We start from the raw sequence: 15,553 nt of genomic DNA, 5'->3' as shown, positions 1-15,553 counted from the left end.
TGACAAATCCTCCCTTGAAAGGCTCGCCGAGAAGCTCCCGTCATCTTTTTAGCTGCAAAACGTAAGTCTTCGATTTGAGAGGGGGTTAAGGCTGTATCTTCTGGCATAGACACCATTTTTTTCTTTCCTACTCGCCATTTCCCCTATTTTAATCTATCAGGTAAGCTAAGACGCATTTAAAGCGCTTATTCTTAAGATTAGCCGAATCTCCCCCAATCCCTTTACTGTTGCCTCTTGCAAGAGTGCCTCTTGCCTCGTCTCAACAAGCAATTTAAATGCGCGGGCAGCTTATCTTCTTGAGCAGAAATCACCCAATAACATTTCTTTTAACGATAGCGGTTTTGAAGGTTTAACTATCTCCTGATCCTGTTCCTTAACTGCCTCAAAACTGTCGGTATTATGCAACCATAACTCTCCCTGGGGAAAAGGAATCGTTATGGCCCGATGACGCAGATTATGCTCGATAATGAAGTGTAGGGAACTTCTCAGAAAAACGGCCTGTTCGACTTTTTCCACCCATACCCACAACTCAAAATTTAAAGCACTATCACCAAAACCGTTAAAAATCACCTTGGGAAGCGGATTAAAGGCAATTTCTCCCGACATATAGGCTGATTGCATCAGAATTTCCGTTACTATCAAAGCATCTGTACCGTAGGCAACTCCCACCGGCACAATGACTCGAATGCGCGAGTCGGTATAATGCCAATTCTGGACGCGATTGCTAGTTAAGATTGTGTTAGGAACGATTAACTCTGCACCATCAACAGTGCGAATGGTGGTAGAACGAATCGATATTTCCCAGATATAACCCTTTGTTTGCTCAAATTCGATAAAATCGCCCACTTTTAACTTGCGTTCCACCAACAAAGTTAAACCACTGGTGAGATTTTTGGTTAACTCCTGCAAACCGAAACCGATACCCACCCCCAAACCACCGGCTAAAACAGCGATCGAAGCGAGATTGAATCCAGTCAATTGTAGGGGGATAATATAACCAAAAGCCCCAAAAGCGAAACTAGCCAGAGTCGCGATCGCTTCTCGATTACCCTCATCAAAACCGATACTTTTCAGCAGACGATTTTTTAGTCAACTTTTAAAAGCGATCGTCAGACAGGTGACAAGAACAAACAGCACAAAAATACTAACAATCCAACCAAGAGTGATGGACACACCCCCAGCGCGCCAAAGGGGAGTGTTAAAAAAGGGCGTTAACCAAGCTGAGGGAGAGAAAATCATCGCTAGAGTTTAGATTTGATAGGGATTACCCAAGCGATCCACAAAAACATTGTAATCTAAGGGTAAACGCCCCGGATTAAGCCGCGGTTCCGCTGCGTAACCGATGGGAACGACAACAGCGATCGCCAGATGGGGATGATCGGCAGCACCAATCACAGCTTTTACCTTGTCCTCGATCCAACCGTTGAGAAAACAACTAGATAAACCGAGACTTTCGGCAGCTAAAACCAGATGAGTAGCGGCAATAATGGCATCCTTAATCGCGTATTCCCGGGTTTTTTCGCCTAAAGCCTTTTGAAATCCCGGGATTGCCTGTTTAAAATATTTTACCGTGCCTTCGCTCCAGGCACCTGTACTGAGAGCCTGTTCATAGATAGGAGTTAGATCTCCTCCTCCTGCGGCAGCATCGGCAGCGAAAACAAAAGTAACCGGCGCTTGGATAATTTGCTTTTGTCCCCAAGCGGCCTCGGCTAAAGCGGCCTTTTGTGCCTCATCTTGTACTAAAATAATTCGCCAATCTTGGATGTTGAAACTACTAGGTGCGGCAACGGTTAATTCTACTAGGGTTTTCAGCAGTTCTGGGGCGATCGGATCGGTGGTAAAAGTTTTAATGGAACGACGTTGATTAATCGCCGTGGGAACATCGAGAGGCAAGGTCATAAAGTCAGTTGATTGAGTTACATATTCCTAATTATTATAGGGTCAAGCTATCAGCCTCAGCCTTCGGTGTGACAAAACCGAAATAGTAAAACATCAGGGTTAAATTGTGGCGGTCAGGAAAAGATCGACTATACTGTTAAACTTAAACAGGTCATAACCCAATGACCATCTAGCTATAATCATGTCACCGCCACAAAAATCATTTTATGCTTTCTGAGCCGGAACCGAGGGACACCCTCACCACTGCCACCGTCAATATGGGCGATCACAGTACCGATATCAAGCCAATTTTAGCCTTAAAAGAGTTGGTCGCCAGTTTATATCGCGAACAAAACAAAGTTCAAAATCTCTTAAGTTCCCTCGGGTTTGCCCTGCGGAGTTTCAATAATTTAAACCAATTCCTCGATCTTACCCCCTTGATGGCCGCACGAGTGGCAGACGCGGAGGGAGGGGCGTTGATTTTGAGCAAAAATAACGGTCAAGTGGCGCTTGATCAGCTGCATTGCCAAGATAATCAAATTAATGGGGAACTACGCCGACAATTAGAGGCAATTATCCGACAATTAAACCAAGAAGCGGCACTTGAGAATAAAAATAATCGATCGCTTCTCGATAGTCTCGACCATAAAATCCGGCAAACTCTCGGACAGGGTACGCAGGTTTATAGTACACCTGTTTTGATAAAAAACAGTGAGCGGGGGCGTTTATACGTTTTCAGTCGCGATCCCGATTATGGTTGGACACCCACCCGTCGTAAACTGTTGCAGCTAGTGGCCGATCAAACGGCGGTGGCTATAGCTAATAATGAATTAACGGTCGAATTACGGGCCAAGGAACGTCAGGATCGAGAGTTAGAAATCGCTTCCGAAATCCAAAATCGTCTTTTACCCCGGCAATGTCCGAAAATTCAGGGGGTAGAATTGGCAGCCCACTGCAAAACGGCTAATCGCGTTGGTGGCGATTATTATGATTTTATCCCCTGCAACTACGATCAATTTAAACCAGCAACGGAGGCGGAAATGGAAGCTAGTACCGCCCCTTGGAGTATAGTCATCGGTGATGTCATGGGTAAAGGTGTCCCGGCAGGATTATTGATGACCATGACCCGGGGAATGTTGCGAGCGGAAGTGTTAAATCGCCACTCCCCGGCCCAGATTTTGCGTCATCTCAATCGGGTTATGTATGCCGATCTCGATAATTCTCATCGTTTCGTGACATTATTTTATTCCGAGTATGATCCCCTGACGCGCCGTCTTGGCTACAGTAATGCTGCCCATTATCCCACCCTCTGGTGGCGGGCCAAAACGGGAGATTTAGAGTCTCTCGACACGGAAGGGACATTAGTTGGTTTAGAGGCCGATTCTATCTATGACGATGCCCAAGTGCAATTAGAAGCAGGAGATACGCTGATCTATTATACCGATGGCTTTACCGATGCAGTTAACTCGAAAGGGGAAAGATTTGATCAGAAAAATTGGCTATCGGCAGTTAAGGAAGCCTGTCAACAGTACACCGATCCCGAACAGATTCTCGAATATTTATTTGGGAAAGTTGCCGCTTTTACCGGGTTGGAAAATGACGGTAGCGACGATATGACTTTAGTAGTTATGCGAGTGAAATCGGAGGAATAAATCATCAATTAGCTCAATTCTCCTCTTGCCAAGGGGCAAATAAAGGCAATAAAGCTAACCCAGGTAAAGCGGCAATTACCGTGATTAAAAAGAACCACTGCCAACCGATCACCTCGGCTACAACTCCGGCGGGAGCCACCAAAATATCGCGACTAAAAGCCATTAAACTTGATAAGAGGGCGTACTGAGTAGCGGTAAAACGAGCATTACAAAGACTCATTAAAAAAGCCACAAAAGCGGCAGTGCCTAAGCCGCCGCAGAAATTTTCAATATTAATAGCTAAGACCATAAAAGGATAATTTTGCCCTAAATTTGCTAAAATAAAATAGGCTAAATTACTAAGAGCTTGCAAGACACCAAAAATCCAGAGCGATCGATTAATTCCCCAACGACTTAACAGGGAACCACCTAATAAAACTCCCACCATAGTTGCTATCATGCCCAGGCCGCCTTGGATCGCCCCGATAGCGGTTTGACTGAAACCAGTTTTTAAGAGAAAAGGAGTCACCATATTATTAACTAAAGCATCCCCTAAACGATAGAGAACAATAAAGGCGAGAATGCCGATTCCTTGACCGAATCGATAGCGTTGAAAAAACTCTTGGAAAGGCAACCAAACCGCCTCTAAAAGGGTTTGGGGATGATCATCTCTAGGGGTAGTAGCTGGGGCGAAAAAAGACCAAATAATCGTTAAAGCCATTAATCCCGCTAGGAAAAGATAGACGAGGGGCCAGGGAAAGTGATCGGCTAAAATTAAAGCGATCGAACCAGTTAAAATTAAAGCCAAACGATAACCTAAAACCCCGATCGCCACCCCAGCACCCATCTCCCATTTTTCTAAAATATCTGTGCGATAGGCATCGTAGGCAATATCTTGGCTGGCACTAAAAAAAGCAATCAGTAAAGCATTAATTGCCAATAATTCTAAAGATTGTTTTGGTTGTTGAAAAGCCATAAAACCAATCGCTAAAGTTAAACAAATTTGAGCGATTAAAATCCAACCGCGACGACGACCAAGCAGCGGGGGAAGATAGCGATCGAGTAAGGGAGACCAAAGAAATTTGAGAGAGTAGGGGAGAGCGACTAAACTAAATAAACCGATCGATTTCAGATCAACTCCTTCGGTGGTCATCCAAGCTTGCAGGGTGCGACTGGTGAGAAATAAGGGTAATCCAGAAGCGAAACCTAAGAATAACAAAGCCGCCATTTTTTGACTGCGGAACACTTGCAAATAAGCGGAAATTTCTTTGATCATAGAGGGGGGTAGGAGGATAGATTAGATTAAAGAATATAGTTAATTGACCCAAAAAGAAAGAGATTAGTTCTAACCAGCATCGTCCCATCTTAACCATTGCCTGGCGATCAAAAAAAATTCCCGAAAAATAGCGGTCTTTCCCCTAACTGGGGCTATAGGCAGTAGAATGGATGAGATTTTGATTCAGTAGTCTTGAAAAATTGCGGTATTCTCCTTAAGATAGATGCTTGATTCTCCCAACTAGCTCCCACCCCTATTTACCTTTCCCGGATAAGGACTGCCATCCCCACCTTCCCCGCCGACTCCTGTGATTAAAGTGGACTCCTGTTTTATCTCATACCTATTGTCTAACCCCTCTGACTCGGAAGCGACCGGTGACACTGCCACCATTACCGTCGAGGTGCGTTTGGCCCAAAGCCAAGATCTCAAAAGCTTGGCGGAGATTCTCACCGATAGTTTTTTCCCCACGGCCAATTATTGGTCTTTTCTGCGTCCCATCTTTAAATTAGGCATTTACGAGGACTTACGGGGACGATTGCGCGGCGATACTCCTCACTATCACTGTCTGGTAGTCAGTCAAACCAGTGTCACCGCCACGGGTTCTCAGGAAGTTATTGTCGCTACGGCGGAAATCAGCTTAAAATCCAGTTCTTTTTTGGCTGTTCCCATTCCTTATATTTCTAATTTAGCCGTTAGTCCCGATCGCCGGCGTGCTGGTCTGGCCCGGAGATTGCTGCTCAAGTGTGAACAGATCGCTAGAGAATGGGGTTTTGAGGAACTTTCCCTCCATGTTCTCGATAATAACCTAGCGGCCCAGTCACTCTACTTAAGTAGCGGTTATCGTCTGCAAAAAACCGACGGTTGGTTGAGCAATTGGTTATTTAATCGACCACAAAAGTTATTTCTGCACAAGAAAATCAGCCAATGAGGAGATAGGAGATAGGAGACAGGATTCGGTCGTCAGGATTCGGTCGTCAGGATTCGGTCGTCAGGATTCGGTCGTCAGGATTCGGTCGTCAGGAGATTATTTTTATTTATTCTCCCCATTTCCCCACACCCCACACCCCACACCCGTTCGGACCTCGGCGTGAGCTTTTGTCGAACGCTGATCTCACGGCCGAAGCCCACACCCCACTTCCCCACTCCCCGCTCCCACGAAACAAACCCTAGATATTTGTACAAAATTGAGATGCAGAACGATTATAGGGAAAAATTCTGCTATATTATCTGCTAACTCTCTAAAAAACCCGATTAGTTTCGTAATATTTTCCGGGTATCTGAGAAAACAAATAGTTTATCTCTTTAAATATGGTTTTAGGGAGATATTTAGTGATTGTGTGAGGCAATTTGTGGTTAATAAGACAAAATCAAGGCTTAAAAGCGGAAAATCAAGCAAATTAGCGGCTAAACCTGTTAAAAAGCGGCGATTGTCCGGTAAATGGTTCCTGACAGCCCTAGGCTTCACCGGCTGCGCCCTAGTTTCCGCTACGGCGGGGGCTATGTTGGCTGTGTCTCTCTCCTCCACACCTTTGCGACAAACTGCTCTTAGTCCCGAAGAAGCCGCCGCTTTTAACAATCAGCAGGCCATATCCTATCAAAATCTGCAACTTCCCGCCCTCAACCGTCCCGTTAATATTCTGGTAGTTGGCGCGAAAGTGTTGACATCCGATGTCAAGGAGGCACAAACCCCAGATCTGGGTTATCATGCCCCGGTTAATTCCTTGGCTGGTTTAACCGATACCATGCTGTTACTGCGTTTTGACCCCCAAAGACAGAAGTTAACCATGCTTTCCATACCCCGGGATACCCGCACCGATATCGAGGGTTACGGGGAGAAAAAAATCAATGAAGCTAACGCCATCGGGGGACCTGCTTTAACGGCGGAAACGGTTAGTCATCTTTTGGACGGAGTGGCTATCGATCGCTATGTTCGCATTAATGTGCAGGGTGTGGAAAAATTAATTGATGCTTTGGGGGGGGTGACGGTATATGTTCCCAAAGACATGAAGTACAAAGATTTTAGTCAACACCTCTACATTGACCTGAAAAAAGGGGAACAACACCTCAACGGCGAGAAATTCCTCCAGTTTGCCCGTTTTCGTTACGATGCTAACGGCGATATCGGTCGTATCCAACGACAACAGCAATTAATGCGGTCTTTAGTGGAACAAACCCTAAAACCAGCAACTTTATTGAAAATTCCCGATATTATCGAGGTTATCCGCAATCATATCGATACTAATCTCAGTTTAGAGGAGTTACTCGCCCTAGCCGGCTTTGCCTCCAAAACTCAGCGCGCTGATGTGCAAATGCTACTGCTACCCGGAGACTTTAATGGTGATGGTCGGCAGGGGATCAGTTATTGGTTGCCCAATCAAAGTAAAATTCAAGAGCTAGTGGCTCAACATTTTAACCACGGCTCTTTTATGGCTGACATTGAGGAAACGACGCAACCGACTCGCATAGCTGTGGAAGACAGCACCGATAATCCAGAAGCGGTGCAAACTCTAGTCAGATATCTGCGCTCATTGGGTTATGAAAATGTTTTTGTCTCTAAGTCTTCATCGCCAATTCTAGAAACTACCAAAATTATTGCTCAAAAAGGGGATAATTCCCTCGCTTCTGACCTGCATAACAGTCTTGGTGTCGGGGAAGTTTTGGTGGAAAGTACGGGGAATCTCGCTTCTGATGTGACGATTAAAACCGGTCAAGATTGGCAAGAAAAGTCAGCTAATCTTTCTGAGCCATCCCTAGGCAACTAAGAAAAAAATCAAATTTATCTGGGTTATTGATTAGCCAAAGTTTGACAAAAATCTTGGTGTTCTTGACTAACTATTCCTTGCTTTAACACCTCCAAAACTTCGGCTAAATTACCCGATAATAAAGCATTTTTATCTAGCCATAATCCAGGGAAAACTTGAGAGCAAAGGATGTTATTTTGAGTTGATTCTAGGGGCAAATATTCCCCATCAGTTAACCGAAACCAATCCAATTGAACATCATAAACTCGCCAGATAATATACTCTTGTACTCCATGGTGACGATAAACTTTGAGTTTTTCGTGTAAATCGTAGGAAGCGGTAGAAGCGGCAATTTCCACGATTAATTCCGGTGCGCCTTCTACATAATCATCTTCACTAATGCTTGATTGTCCACCGGTTTCTATTCTTAATAAAGCATCTGGTTGTGGTTGATTATCCCCATCAAGTCGCACAGTAGTATTATCCAGTGTTTCTACCCCCGGTGTCGCCACTTCGTAGGCAGTTAACCAACCGATAATATTAGCGTGGGGTTTACCGTGGTTTTTGGCTCTCACTGCGGCTGCCATATAAACAACTCCTGCGATTAATTCAGCTTTTTTTAGCTGTGTCATTGCTTGATAACGGCGCTCGAATTCGGGACGAGTTAATCTATCACCATTTTCGAGAGGGGGAATAATATTAGAGGAAACTATGTTAGTCGATAGCATAATTTTTGGCTCATCAAGAAACTACTATCAAGGCTTAAGTTTTCTTACCAGACTCAGTTAATTTATCGATTAGGTTAAGCTTTGTATCGAGAGCATCGAAGATATCCTATACTTATTTTACAGCGTTTCTCGTTAAGATGAAGTAAGCTGCCCGCGCATTTAAATTGCTTGTTGAGACGAGGCAAGAGGCACTCTTGCAAGAGGCAACAGTAAAGGGATTGGGGGAGATTCGGCTAATCTTAAGAATAAGCGCTTTAAATGCGTCTTAGCTTATAACCTAATTTGGTATCGACCACCGACTCCCCAAAAAGGAAAACTTTGCACCTCATCATTAAGATAAATGCTATAACCATGAATAATTTTAAAATACTGCTCATCGGTTACGGTAATACTTTAAGAAATGATGACGGAGTGGGAGTGAGAATAGCCGAAATTATCGCCGAGGAGAATTGGCCTCATCTGCAAGTCATCGCTACCCATCAATTGACTCCTGAGTTAGCGGCCGATATGGCTGATGCTTCCCTAGTTATTTTTGTTGATGCGGTATTATCTAATCAAACCGATATCCGGATAGAAAAATTAGCGGCAGTTACGGAATGGAATAATTTCGGTCATGCAGAAAGTCCCGCTTCTTTATTAGCATTAACTCAAGCAATTTATCAACAAACTCCCAGGGCCTGGGGAATATTTATTCCTGCTATTAACTGTGAATTTGGTGAAGAATTATCAACAATAACTCAAAAGGGCTTGACAAAAGCGATTAAAGCTATTAGGAAAATTATTACTTCTGAGGATTTGACTGAATACCAAAAGCCGGACTTTGATAATCTTCCGGCAGATAATTTTCAGGAATAGTGCTGTGATTGCCATCCCGGAGAGCCTTGTAGTGAGGAGACATAATTTCGATACCGACTTCGTTACATTTATCCTGAATATTTTGATGTAATTCAGAATAAATATACACCATTTTGCTAGGATGATCGGTGTAGGCATTTAGCTGATAGCTGACATAAAAATCATCGAGACTGGTTTGCAAGACAAAAGGAGCAGGTTCTGAGACAATAAATTTAGTGGCTAAGGCTGCTTCTTTCAGGGTTGCGTGAACCTTACGCCAAGGTAAATCATAACCGAGAGTGACTGTGGTTTGCAAAATTAAAGGCTGTTTGAATTCCCTTTGAGAGACACTAAAGTTAATCACATTGGTGTTTAACAGCGATGAATTAGGAATCGTGATAATTCTATTAGCTGGTGTGCGAATACGGGTGACTAATAATCCTTTTTCAATCACATCTCCAATAACATCACCAATAGAAATTTTATCTCCTAGTTGAAAAGAGCGGGTATAGATGAGGATAATTCCTCCTACCACGTTAGCGATAGCAGAGGTGGAACCCAAGGAAAATAGCACCCCTAAAAATACCGACACCCCCTGAAAAGCCGGAGAATTAAATCCGGGTAGATAGGGAAAAGCGATGACTATAGCTAAGGCAATTATCAGCAGTGACAGTAAATTATAGGTTGGTTTTGCCCAATCGGGATAGAAACCATTAATTACTAAATTTTCTCTTTCCAATCCAGTGAAAAATGGTTTAATTGCTCTCAACAGATAGTGAGTTATAAAAACAATTATCAGTATAATAAAAATATTGGGTAAATATTTTGCTATCTCTTGGGAAATAACTTCCAAAGCACTAAAAAAGTATTGTAGAAAACCATCACCAAATTTTCTAGTCCAGGGAAAAAGACGAAGGACAAAAGTTAAATAAAAATAGAGAATAGTTAAAATAATCAGAGTGCGGATAAATTGCAAAACTCTTAGGGAAAAAATTCCTATTGTCTGGGAACTAATAATCTCAAAATTTTGGAATACGACCCCAGGAACTAGGGAGGTGATTAATCTCTGAATCTGGGGAAAAACCCGCGAAGATATAAAAATTATTACCCAGAAAATTAAGACCGTGGCCAAGGTAGCACTTACCGTCAAAACTGCATCTTTGAAGAGGTTATCTGGTTGACGTTCTTGACGATAACGGACAATGGCCGCTTTAATCTTTGCCAAAGCTCGTTCGGCCAATACTTCTTGACTTACCGCGTGTAATTTGGCATCTTTAGAAGTAATAGTAGCAATAACCGTATCTCCCAAAATAATCGAAGGGTTTTTGTCTTCAGGATCGATTTTTATAGTTAAATCTTCAGGAGAAAGAGCATCGTCATCGGCAATTTTTTCAATTCTATCTGTAATCGATTTCGCTCTTTCTTGCGCTGAAAAAGAACCTATTCCCTGCCGAATCGTAAAAAGTTCTTGATTATCAAGCATGACGGGAAAAACTTCTCCCAAAGTTTCCAGGGGTGTTTCCTGTCCTTGTTTAGCAGGATTATTCTGGGCTGCTATCATGAAGATGGGGGATAAAGTCAGTAACAAAACTAAACAAAACAGCCCTAAGTAACGCCAGATTTTTTTCATCTTCTAAGCCACAATTGCACAGGAGCGATCGAGTTTAATACCTCTTTTTTTCATCGTAGCATGGAATAGTTCTGTGGATAACACCTGTTCCACCGGATAAATCCCGGCTTTTTCGAGTTTTGCCGCTAAGATTAATTCTGCCACGCTGCCAGTTCCCCAACCCGCTGCTTGGGCAGTGTTTTCGTGAAGCATAGTTGCTTGATAAACTGCTTTTTGCTGCCCTTGCCATCCGGCGACTTTTGCCAACATTGCCACCCCAATTCCCGAAAATTTATCGGTTACTTCTGTCATGCGATAACTAACTTGGGAAAAAAACTCAATTCCCCGAGAACTTTCTACCCAAGCATCGGGAAAAATATGGGCAGTAATCCAAGTTAAATGATTATAAAAATCGGGAATAGAACCAAATTTTGTGATCACATTTTGCACTTGAAAAGATTCAGCAAAAGTATAGGTTTCTGGCATATCAAACCAATAAACACCAGTTTTACCCAAAGGAGCGGGAAAGTCAATTACTTCTCTAGCAGTATAGGGTTTAATCTCTTGCCATTTTCCCTCAATCCAAGCTAAAAAAGGCTTTTTTAAGCCGAGAAAAGTAGTCCGCATCACAGTTAATCCCGCACCTCCTGAACCGGCTACGGCATAATTTAAACGGATCGTTTCTACCCTATCTAACTGTTCGACTCCCTCCCGCACTATACTATTAGAAATACCGGGAAAAATTCCCGTATTAACCACGGCAGTTATTCCCGCTTTTATCGCTAATTCTCGATAGGGGATTAACTTTTGATAAAAAGAACGATGATCACTAACATCAATATAATTGACTTTTTCTTCGATGCAGATTTTTACTACCCTGCCATCGCGATAGTGAAAGGGACCGGCACAATGAATGACTAAATCACTATTTTTAATTGCCTGTCTAAGCTTGTCTATTTCTTCTAAATCCAAAGCCAAAAACTGCATTCTTGGCAGTAATTTAATGGCTTTTTCCTTGCGTCCGGTGATAATAATTTTAGCTGTAGTATGATTAATAATATCTAGGGCAACACTTTGACCAATGCGACCAGTGCCACCTAAAATTAAAACAGTTTTTTCCATGGCAACTATCAATAATATTTGTTGCCCTATTATAGCATCCTCTTGGCAATTTTGCCTATTTTTCAGGATGAAAATTTTAGAATAATCCCAACTTATTTAATGCGTCCGAGGGGCAAGAAAATCGTTAAAATCTCACCTTCTTCGGGTTTTTCACGCACAATAAATTTACCTCCCAAAGCTTGAAAAAGGTTTTTAGTCACCTTCATATTCAGACTTAAACTACCCGTTTCTGGTTGAAACATTAAGACTTTTCCTAAATCTTTGAAAGTAAGATTAGGCGATTTTACCTGAGTTTGGAACTGCATTTTTAATTGATTTCCTGCCGTTGATATATGTACTTGTAACAGACCACCACTAGCCATACTGCGAGTACATTTTTCCACGACTCCATTTAACATTTGATCCAATAAATTCGGGTCGCTAATTACCGAAGGCAATTTTTTCGGTACATTAACTTCTAAATTGACATTGCGCCGTTTAGCTTGTTTTTGCCACCGGGGAATACTATCTTGAAAGACTTTTTCTAGAGCAATTGGAATTAATTGAATCGGTTTATCTACCAGAGGATTAATACCCAATTCTGCGGCTCGGAAAATTAATTCCATGCGCTGAATTTGTTCACTACATTCTAAATCGATTGTTTCTAAATATTTCTGCACATCTTCCGTTACTTTTGCCCGTTTTAACAATAATCGGGTAATGGTGCGAATGGTGGTTAAAGGGGTGCGAATTTCGTGGGTTAAGGCGCGCAATAACTCCAAATCACAACCCGATTCTAAATTAGAATTATCTTCCTCTGGGGGAGTGATTTCGGCATTGATAGGCGATTTCGTTTTTTTCAGGTCTAAGTTAGACTGGTCGGGTAAATTTTGCAGTAATTGGCGACTAAATTGGCTAACTAGACGATAATCCGGCGAGGGACTGCCATTAGCCTCGATAATTGCCTCTAAAGTCCCGATTTGCGGATAACGCAGATTAACTAATCGTTGCCGCAACTGCTGCCAAGCTTGCTGAGTGAGGACGGGATCAAAGGAAAATTGAAAAGAGGACAAACCCCACTGATCCTCGCCTAAAACCAGCAAAAGAGCGAAACTTTCGCTAAAAACCAGACAAAACCTTTCATTAGCAATCGGATCCGTTGGCAAGAGAGGCAATTCATGAATCTCCGTCGGGGAAACATCGGCGGCGGATTTTTCCTGAGAAGGCAATTGCAAACCCGGCCATTGTAAATGTTTTAAAGCTTTAACGGTGAAAACACCAAATTCAAAACCCGTTAAAGCCTTGCTTTCTCTAACTAAAGCCGTCGGACCGGAGAGAATTAAACCCCGACCGGCGGCAGCATTATTTTGGTTTTGTAATAAGATATTTTCTAAAGCGGCGATCGCTGCGAACCACTCACTTTCCGCTTTCAGTTGCGAGCGCTTGAGCCATTCCGATAAATTAGGATAAAAAGCATTGGGGGTGAAAGTTTCCCGGTCCTGATGGTCAGTCGGCGGGAAAATATCGCTTAATTTCGGTAAAGACCCCTTTAACATCGTCTTCATCACTGACTAGATACAAATTCCTTACCTAGAATATTACCCCCGTTAATGCTCATCCCATAACGGTAAAACCGAACTCTATTGGCAGTGATATCCGCGTTTTGATAACAGTTATCTTAATAGTGAGGTACAAAGTTTTGCTTTTGGGGAGTCGGTAGTCGATACCAGGTTAGGTTATACTTCATCTTGATCGGAAAGGCTGTCAATCGGCTTAATGATTTGTAATATAGGTTAGTCCAGTTGATCACCTATGCCGGTTGTGGGGTTCGTGTCTCAATTCAACCTCGATAAGTCTGATATTTAATTACACCTGCCGACTTATGTGTTTTTTTGTTACATTTAAGTATTTTTTTTGTTTATCTATGGTTATCATAGAGCAAGTTAAATTGTTCCCAAATTATTTCCCTAACTAACCAATCTTTGCTCCCAAACCCTTTTGCCTTGACCTTAGGTCAATGGGAGGAACCATCGGCTCTTGGTTTGCCTGTTTAAGTGTTGCTTTCAAGCTAGGTAAACAGTTGAGTAGTGGTAACTGTTCAGCAATAGTTGGGGTCGGTTATTGACTATATTTTGCCGTGAGCAAATTCTGAGAATTAAGAGGTAAATTAAATATGGAAATTTCGCAAATCTGTCTTGACTTAATTAAAAAATGGGAAGGATTTCGTGCCAATGCTTACTTAGATCCAGTGGGAATACCTACTATTGGTTATGGAACGATTCGTTATCCCAATGGGCAACCTGTGGAGTTAGGAGATATTGTCACCGAAGCAGAAGCGGAGGACTTATTAAAATTAGAAGCTGACGATTTTGCTGAGTTAGTTACCAAAAAAGTAACAGTAGGACTCAATCAGAATCAATTCGATGCTCTAGTTTCTTTTTGCTACAACGTCGGTGGTGGGGCGTTTCAAGGAAGTACCCTACTGAAAAAACTTAATAGTGGTGATTTTACTGGAGCGGCAGAACAATTTTTAGTTTGGAATAAAGCAACAAAAAACGGAGTGAAAATTGTTTTAGAAGGTTTAACTAATCGTCGGCGTGAAGAAAAGGCTTTATTTGAAAAATCTGGAAGTGAAGGAAAACCTTTAGACAAGCCTGAACCCTCCTTACAAGCTCAAGTTGATTGGTTAGAGGGCTATCGAGACAAAAATAATGATGATACGATTATTGTGGCTCGAAAAGGCTCTGATGTTATAGAAATTTTGACTTTAGAAAGCCCGGATAAAGAGGACTTAATTACCGTCATACGTCAATATCCTAATGCTAAAAATTTCCTCATTGCCCCCCAGGAAAAACAAGTACCTGCGGGGGAAAGAATCTTAATTCAAAAAAGGGAATTTGCGACAATCACAAAAGTTGATGCACCCCCCTCATTGGATAATCAACTTTTAATAATTGGAATGGGAGCAGACGAAGATACTCCCGCCAGTTTAAAGCAAGATATTGAGGAATTGCAGGTACGTTTGCGAGATTTGGGCTACTATCAAGGGGAAATTGACGGCAACTTTGGTTCAGGAACGGATCAAGCTGTTAAAGCTTTCCAAGCCAAATTTTTTGGAGCTAATGAAGCAGATGGCAAAGTCGGCCCCCTGACTTGGAAAAAACTGTGGGAAGGAAATCCAGTTCCTGTAACTCCTCCTGTCGGCGTACCCAGTGCGGGTAAAAATTATCTTAAATTAACCAAAACCAACAAAAAAGATGAATTTGGTTGTTTCGTTTTAAAAATGGAATACTTTAAAGATGGACAACTGAAAGACAGTCTTAATGTCTGTTCTGGTACGCCATCGAGACAGATTTTTAAGACGGCTACCGCTAGTGTACCTAAATCATTTGAGCCGCTACCAGAAGGGTTATGGCGAATTGAGAATATTAAATGGGCAGGGGGTCCTGCACACAAAGATGATTACTCTGGAAAATTTGTATTTCCTGATCCTGGAGTTGGTCCAGTGTCAACGCCTTTAACTTATCAAAAGCCCAATTCAACCCGTAGAAGTGCTATTGAAATTCACATCGACTGGAATCGCCGCAAGAAGTCTCCTGGTACCGCAGGATGTGTGGGAATTTATACGATTGGCGATTATCAACGTTTTGTTCGTTGGCTTCGGGAAACTGACCCACGAGACTTTTTTGTGGATTGGGGTTTAGGAACTTGTCCCAAACCCTAGCCTATCTTTAATAAGGGGCAATTGAATTGTT

General features: G+C 42.4%; 13 protein-coding genes. 5 read left to right on the top strand and 8 right to left on the bottom strand.

Features of this window, described 5'->3' with window-relative positions; translation table 11 throughout:
* Nucleotides 1-288: 288 nt before the first annotated feature.
* The 3 genes from O9334_RS15890 to O9334_RS15880 form a co-directional block, all read right to left on the bottom strand.
* On the bottom strand, nt 289-978 hold the full coding sequence (locus tag O9334_RS15890; RefSeq protein ID WP_238567737.1) for a mechanosensitive ion channel family protein: 690 nt from the start codon (nt 976-978) through the stop codon (nt 289-291).
* Nucleotides 979-1,089: 111 nt separating this feature from the next.
* Nucleotides 1,090-1,239 (bottom strand): hypothetical protein, encoded by a 150-nt coding sequence (locus tag O9334_RS15885; RefSeq protein ID WP_288001133.1) that lies wholly within the window; start codon nt 1,237-1,239, stop codon nt 1,090-1,092.
* 9 nt (nt 1,240-1,248) lie between these two features.
* Complete coding sequence (locus O9334_RS15880) at nt 1,249-1,899, bottom strand: nitroreductase family protein (protein WP_045356825.1); 651 nt, start codon at nt 1,897-1,899, stop codon at nt 1,249-1,251.
* A 206-nt stretch (nt 1,900-2,105) separates the two neighbouring features.
* Here O9334_RS15880 and O9334_RS15875 point away from each other — a divergent pair, with 206 nt between their 5' ends.
* Nucleotides 2,106-3,530, top strand: coding sequence for a PP2C family protein-serine/threonine phosphatase (locus tag O9334_RS15875; RefSeq protein WP_288001131.1), 1,425 nt, complete (start codon nt 2,106-2,108; stop codon nt 3,528-3,530).
* A 13-nt stretch (nt 3,531-3,543) separates the two neighbouring features.
* Here O9334_RS15875 and O9334_RS15870 read toward each other — a convergent pair whose 3' ends face one another.
* Nucleotides 3,544-4,785, bottom strand: a complete 1,242-nt coding sequence (locus tag O9334_RS15870; RefSeq protein WP_288001130.1) for an AmpG family muropeptide MFS transporter — start codon at nt 4,783-4,785, stop codon at nt 3,544-3,546.
* Between the two features lie 307 nt (nt 4,786-5,092).
* On the opposite strand from O9334_RS15870, the gene O9334_RS15865 reads away from it, so the two are divergent.
* Together O9334_RS15865 and O9334_RS15860 are read left to right on the top strand one after the other, a co-directional pair.
* Complete coding sequence (locus O9334_RS15865) at nt 5,093-5,713, top strand: GNAT family N-acetyltransferase (protein WP_045356833.1); 621 nt, start codon at nt 5,093-5,095, stop codon at nt 5,711-5,713.
* A 421-nt stretch (nt 5,714-6,134) separates the two neighbouring features.
* Nucleotides 6,135-7,547 (top strand): LCP family protein, encoded by a 1,413-nt coding sequence (locus O9334_RS15860; RefSeq protein WP_045356835.1) that lies wholly within the window; start codon nt 6,135-6,137, stop codon nt 7,545-7,547.
* 23 nt (nt 7,548-7,570) lie between these two features.
* Here the strand turns inward: O9334_RS15860 and O9334_RS15855 are convergent, their stop codons facing one another.
* Nucleotides 7,571-8,254, bottom strand: coding sequence for a Uma2 family endonuclease (locus O9334_RS15855; RefSeq protein WP_045356837.1), 684 nt, complete (start codon nt 8,252-8,254; stop codon nt 7,571-7,573).
* A 351-nt stretch (nt 8,255-8,605) separates the two neighbouring features.
* Between O9334_RS15855 and O9334_RS15850 the strand changes: the two genes are divergently transcribed.
* The gene (locus O9334_RS15850) at nt 8,606-9,109 is read left to right on the top strand and encodes a hydrogenase maturation protease (RefSeq protein WP_045356839.1); all 504 of its coding nucleotides are present in this window, start codon (nt 8,606-8,608) and stop codon (nt 9,107-9,109) included.
* Here the strand turns inward: O9334_RS15850 and O9334_RS15845 are convergent.
* The 3 genes from O9334_RS15845 to O9334_RS15835 all read right to left on the bottom strand — a co-directional run bounded on the left by O9334_RS15845 (nt 9,036) and on the right by O9334_RS15835 (nt 13,354).
* A complete protein-coding gene (locus tag O9334_RS15845) occupies nt 9,036-10,718 on the bottom strand; it encodes a mechanosensitive ion channel family protein (RefSeq protein WP_288001128.1) in 1,683 nt (560 codons plus the stop codon). The two genes, O9334_RS15850 and O9334_RS15845, sit on opposite strands and share 74 nt — an antisense overlap.
* Nucleotides 10,719-10,721: 3 nt before the next feature.
* Complete coding sequence (locus O9334_RS15840) at nt 10,722-11,819, bottom strand: saccharopine dehydrogenase family protein (RefSeq protein WP_288001126.1); 1,098 nt, start codon at nt 11,817-11,819, stop codon at nt 10,722-10,724.
* A 92-nt stretch (nt 11,820-11,911) separates the two neighbouring features.
* Nucleotides 11,912-13,354 (bottom strand): sensor histidine kinase, encoded by a 1,443-nt coding sequence (locus tag O9334_RS15835; protein ID WP_288016869.1) that lies wholly within the window; start codon nt 13,352-13,354, stop codon nt 11,912-11,914.
* 617 nt (nt 13,355-13,971) lie between these two features.
* On the opposite strand from O9334_RS15835, the gene O9334_RS15830 reads away from it, so the two are divergent.
* On the top strand, nt 13,972-15,522 hold the full coding sequence (locus O9334_RS15830; protein WP_288001124.1) for a glycoside hydrolase family protein: 1,551 nt from the start codon (nt 13,972-13,974) through the stop codon (nt 15,520-15,522).
* Nucleotides 15,523-15,553: the final 31 nt, after the last annotated feature.

The organism is Microcystis sp. LE19-8.1F (assembly GCF_027531715.1).
Lineage (GTDB): Bacteria > Cyanobacteriota > Cyanobacteriia > Cyanobacteriales > Microcystaceae > Microcystis > Microcystis wesenbergii_A.
Note: the sequence above shows the minus strand (reverse complement) of the source record. Positions and strands in the feature narration are given on the sequence as shown.